General features: G+C 65.9%; 4 protein-coding genes. 3 read left to right on the top strand and 1 reads right to left on the bottom strand.

Annotated elements, in window-relative coordinates:
• Nucleotides 1-1,925, bottom strand: a 1,925-nt coding sequence (locus Q0602_RS15290) for a DNA polymerase (RefSeq protein WP_298845113.1), incomplete at its 3' end; no start/stop codon positions are given.
• Between the two features lie 163 nt (nucleotides 1,926-2,088).
• Between Q0602_RS15290 and Q0602_RS15295 the strand changes: the two genes are divergently transcribed.
• From Q0602_RS15295 to speA, 3 genes are all read left to right on the top strand, one after another.
• Entirely contained in the window at nucleotides 2,089-2,400 is a 312-nt protein-coding gene (locus Q0602_RS15295) for a DUF2782 domain-containing protein (protein ID WP_298845116.1), read from the top strand.
• A gap of 186 nt (nucleotides 2,401-2,586) precedes the next feature.
• Entirely contained in the window at nucleotides 2,587-3,543 is a 957-nt protein-coding gene (locus tag Q0602_RS15300; RefSeq protein ID WP_298845119.1) for a homoserine kinase, read from the top strand.
• Nucleotides 3,544-3,712: 169 nt separating this feature from the next.
• Nucleotides 3,713-5,617: biosynthetic arginine decarboxylase (gene speA, locus Q0602_RS15305; protein ID WP_298845122.1), on the top strand; the 1,905-nt coding region annotated here is incomplete at its 3' end.

Here is a 5,617-nt window from a genome sequence, read left to right on the forward strand (position 1 = left end):
TTGACCAGGCGCGGCAGCTTGTCGGTGTAGGTCGACTTGAGCTTGGTCATGCCGCGATGGGACATGATCAGCTTGGGCAGCGGGTAGTCCAGCGCCAGCTCCTCGAGCACGGCCTCGGCGGTACTCGGCGCGCCCTTGGGCGTCTTCTTGATCACCGGGATCTTCTGCTCCTCGAACAGAATCTCCGCCAGCTGCTTGGGCGAGCCCAGGTTGAACTCCTTGCCGGCCAGTTCGAAGGCTTCGGTTTCCAGCTCGCGAATACGGACTTCCAGTTCCTGGCTCTGGGTGTGGAGGCGCTTGGCATCCAGCGCGACGCCATTGCGCTCCATGTGCGAGAGCACCGGAATCAGCGGTCGCTCGAGGGTATCGAGCACTTCGGCAAGACGGCCGGACGCCTCCACCTTCGGCCGCAGTTCGCGATGCAGACGCAGGGTAATGTCGACGTCCTCGCAGGCGTAGGGCACGGCCTCTTCCAGCGCGATCTGGTTGAAGGTGAGCTGCTTGGCGCCCTTGCCGGCGATCTCCTCGAAACCGATGGTCTTCTCGCCGAGATACTTGAGCGCCAGCGAATCCATGTCGTGGCGCGTCGCGGTGGAGTTCAGCACGTAGGACTCGAGCATGGTGTCGTTCAGCGCGCCGGCGACCCGGATCCGGTAGCGCGCCAGCACCGAAATATCGTACTTGAGGTTCTGGCCGATCTTGCCGATCTCGGGGTCTTCCAGCAGCGGCTTGAGCGCCGCCAGCACGGCGTCGCGGTCCAGCTGCGCCGGCGCGTCGAGATAGTCATGACCGACGGGGATGTAGGCCGCCTCGCCGGGCTCCAGCGAGAGGCCGATACCGACGATATCGGCCTCCATGTAGTTGAGACTCGTGGTTTCCAGATCGAAGCAGAACGCTTCGCTGGCTTTCAGCCGCTCGAGCCAGGTATCGAATTCCGCCTGCGTCAGCAGCGTCTGGTCGTGGCGCGCCGGCTTGGTCAGCGTCACGTCCTCGTCGATTTCCGATTTGCCAGCGTTCTCGGCGCCCACATCGTCGACGCCCTCGTCCTTGCCTTCGAGCAACTCGCCCAGCCAGTTCTTGAACTCGAGCCGGGTGTAGAGCGCCTTCAGCGCCTCGCGGTCGGGTGAGGCCAAGTGCAGGTCGTCGAGCCCCACCGGCAGCTCGCAGTCGGTCTTGATGGTGGCCAGCTGGTAGGAGAGATAGGCCTGCTCGCGATTCTCCTCCAGCTTCTTCGGCATCGTCTTGGCGCCGCGGAAACTCAGCGTGGTGACTTTCTCGAGGTCGGCGTAGATCGCGTCCAGCCCGCCGCCGATGCCCTGCAACAGGCCCAGCGCCGTCTTCTCCCCCACGCCCGGCACGCCGGGAATGTTGTCGATCTTGTCCCCCATCAGCGCCAGGTAGTCGATGATCAGCGACGGCGGAATCCCGAACTTGGCCTCGACGCCGGCGATATCCAGGGTCTCGCCCTTCATGGTGTTGACCAGGGTGATGTGCTGGTTGACCAGCTGGGCCATGTCCTTGTCGCCGGTGGAGATCACCGCATCGCGGCCGGATTCCGTCGCCAGCCGTGCCAGCGTGCCGATCACGTCGTCCGCCTCCACGCCCTCGATGCACAAAAGCGGCAGCCCGAGGGCGCGAACGCAGTCGTGCAGCGGCTCGACCTGCGGGCGCAGGTCATCCGGCATCGGCGGCCGGTGGGCCTTGTACTCGGCGTAGATCTCGTCGCGGAAGGTCTTGCCCTTGGCATCGAACACCACCGCCATCGGGCTCTGCGGATACTGCTTGATCAGGCTCTTGAGCATCGCCAGCACGCCGCGGACGGCGCCGGTGGGCTGCCCATCGGAGGTAGAGAGCGGCGGCAGCGCGTGAAAGGCGCGATAGAGATAGGACGATCCGTCGACGAGGACGATGGGGGCATCTGCCATGAGCTGCGTGATCCGTGGCTGGCTTTCGATCTCCTCATGATACGCAAGCCACGGCTCGGCGTCAGGGCGTTCGCCCCCCTGCGTCGGCGGGGTGGAAAGCGATACACTGGGTTCGTCCGTACCCCCGGGGGCCCGTGCCCCGAGACCAGCGAAGGAGTCCGCCATGTCACGATGGCCGCGAAAGACCTCAAGATCGCGAACGACGGCACTGCTGGCGAGCCTGCTGCTGGCGCTGCTGATCGCTGGGTCGGCGCTGCCCGCGTTGGCGCAGCCCGCGGAGCAGCCCAGCATCACCTCGCAGCAGGACGGCCAGCGCACGATCGACGAGTACCGCGTCAACGGCAAGCTCTACGCGATCCGCATCGTGCCCGCCGACGGCAAGCCCTATTTCCTCTACGACGACAACGGCGACGGCGACTTCAGCCGCGTCGAGGCGTCCAGCGTTGCGGTACCGGCGTGGGTCAAACAGGAGTGATGCCGGCGCCGGACCGCGGGCGTTTCGGCTCGAGGCACCCGCGGTCCGGCCCGCACACCGACCAGCGCCTGGATCGCCGGTAGGAGAGCGCCTCGCGAGCCGCTACAATGCGCGCTGCCTTTTTATCCTGCGGTTTTTCATCAGCGGTTTTTTATCACTAATGTCCGCCCCAGATTCCGAGATCCCATGGCCGTATTCACCCCATTGAGCGACGATCAGGTCGCCGAGTTTCTCGAACGCTACACCGTCGGCCGCCTGCAGACGCTCAAGGGCGTGCCGCAGGGCACCGAGAACAGCACCTTCTTCGTCACCACCGAACAGGGCGAGTGGGTACTGACGCTGTTCGAGCAGGGGGAGTTCGAGGATCTGCCGTTCTTCGTCGACCTGCTGGACTATCTGGCCGCACGGCGGTTGCCGGTGCCGGGGCCGGTTCACGATCGCGACGGCGTCGCCCTGCAGCGCCTGGCCGGTCGCCCCGCACTGCTGTTTCCGCGCATGCCGGGCAGCCACCCCAGCGCCCCGAACCTGACCCAGTGCGCCGCGCTCGGCGATGCTTTGGGCCGGATGCACCAGGCCTCGCAGCACTTCACCGGCGAGCGCGCCAACCCGCGGGATCTCGACTGGCTCATGCGGCGCCATCGCGAGGTGCTGCCGTTTCTCTCCGACGACGACCAGGCCCTGATGAGCCGCGAGATCGCCGACTACACCCAGGCGTTCGACGGCATCGAGCTGCCCTCGGGCGCCATCCACGGCGACCTGTTCCGCGACAATACCCTCTACGACGGTGACCGACTCGGTGGCATCATCGATTTCTACAACGGCTGCACCGGGGAGCTGCTGTTCGATCTGGCAATCGTGATCAACGACTGGGCCAGCGACGCCGATGGCAGCCTGAACGTCGCGCGCTACGAGGCGATCCTGGCGCCCTACCTGCAACATCGGCCGCTATCCGCCAGCGAGCGTGCACTGTGGCCGACCATGCTGCGGATGACGGCACTGCGCTACTGGCTGTCGCGGCTGCTGGTGATCCACGTCGATCCGCCGGCCCACGACATCACGCCCCACGACCCGGCGCGCTTCCGCACGCTGCTGGGCAAACGGCTCGAGGCCGCGCCCCCCGGTTTCCCCGACGCCATCGCCTGAGCCGACGCCGTCAGACGGGCCAACGACGCCAATCACTGTACCTGTGGCGACTTTCGACTAGCTTTTCCCTGACATCCAGGGCCGTGATCGTCATAATGCGCGCCAAATGCGTTCCCGGCACCGTCATCGTTCACGCCGGGTGTTCACCGCCGGTCGATCGGAGAGCGTCATGAAGCATTCTTCCCCCGCCGCCAAGGCCCGCCGTACCTACAACATCGATCAGTGGGGCAGCGGCTATTTCGATGTCGACGATCAGGGCCGCACGCTGGTCCGCCCGCTGGGCAGCGAAACGCCCGGGCCGACGCTGGTGCTCGACACCCTGGTCGACCGCCTGCGCGACGCCGGGCTGCGTCTGCCGGTGCTGGTGCGATTCATCGATATCCTCCACGACCGCGTCGAGCAGCTCTGCATGGCCTTCGACCGAGCGATGAAGGAGGAGGACTACCAGAGCAGCTATACCGCGGTCTATCCGATCAAGGTCAACCAGCAGCGTCGCGTGGTCGAGGAGATTCTCGCCACCCAGGAGCGTGGCCATGGCCGGGTCGGGCTGGAAGCGGGCAGCAAGCCGGAGCTGATGGCGGTGCTGGCGCTCTCCGGCGACGAGGGCTCGTCGCTGATCGTCTGCAACGGCTACAAGGATCGCGAGTACATCCGCCTGGCGCTGATGGGGGAAAAGCTCGGCCACAAGGTCTACCTGGTGGTCGAGAAATACTCCGAGTTGAGCCTGATCCTGGAGGAGGCCGAAAAGCTCAAGGTCAAGCCGCGTATCGGCCTGCGCGCCCGGCTCTCCTCCGTCGGCAAAGGCAAGTGGCAGGACACCGGCGGCGAGAAATCCAAGTTCGGGCTTACCGCCAGCCAGTTGCTGGCCATCACCGAGCGGCTGCGCGACGCCGACGCCCTGGACAGCCTGCAACTGGTGCACTTCCACCTCGGCTCGCAGATCGCCAACATCCGTGATATCCAGCGCGGCCTGCGCGAATGCGCGCGCTTCTACCACAGCCTGCGCGAGCTGGGCGCGCCGATCGATACGGTGGACGTCGGCGGCGGCCTGGGCGTGGATTACGAAGGCACCCGCTCGCGCAGTTTCTGTTCGATCAACTACTCGATGCAGGAGTACGCCACCAACGTGGTGTGGGCCTTCCGTCAGATCTGCGAAACCCACGACCTGCCGCACCCCCGGTTGATTTCCGAATCCGGCCGCGCGCTGACCGCCCACCATGCGGTACTGGTCACCAACGTGATCGGCGAGGAGCGGCTCGGGCACATCGAACCGGAGCGCCGGGTCGAGGGCGACGCCCACGTCGCCGAGCTGTGGCGGGTCTACGATCGCCTCGAGGGCATGCGCGAGCCGCGGGACCTGGTCGAGGCCTATCACGACGTGGTCCAGGCCGTGGGGGAACTGCAGGATCGCTTCGTGCTGGGACTGGCCGACATGCAGGCCCGAGCCGAGGGCGAGTCGGTCTACTTCGCCGCGTGCCAGCGTCTGCACCAGCGTCTCGACAACCGCAACCGTGCCCACCGGGAAATCGCCGACGAGCTGGCGGAGAAGCTCGCCGACAAGCTGTTCGCCAACTTCTCGCTGTTCCAGTCGCTGCCGGACGTGTGGGGGATCGATCAGGTGTTCCCGGTGCTGCCGCTGACCGGGCTGGATCGCGAACCGACCCGCCGCGGCGTGATCCAGGACATCACCTGCGACTCCGATGGCCGGATCGATCTCTACGTCGACGGCCAGGGACTCGAGAGCACGCTGCCGCTACCGGAGTGGGACGACGATGACGACAAGCTGATCGGGCTGTTTCTGGTCGGTGCCTATCAGGAGATCCTCGGCGACCTGCACAACCTGTTCGGCGATACCGACTCGGTCGACGTCGCCCTCGACCACAACGGCGAGTGGCGGCTCTCCCACGTCCAGCAGGGTGACGCGGTCGCCGACGTGCTCGGTTACGTCAACTTCGACGCCGTGGCGCTCAAGCAGAAGCTCACCGAACAGCTGATCGCCAGCCCGCTGAGCGTCGAAGAGCGCGAACTGTTCGTCAGCGAGCTGTCGGAAGGCCTCAGCGGGTATACCTATCTG

The sequence above is a fragment of the uncultured Salinicola sp. genome (genome assembly GCF_937921195.1).
In the GTDB taxonomy this organism is placed as follows: domain Bacteria; phylum Pseudomonadota; class Gammaproteobacteria; order Pseudomonadales; family Halomonadaceae; genus Salinicola.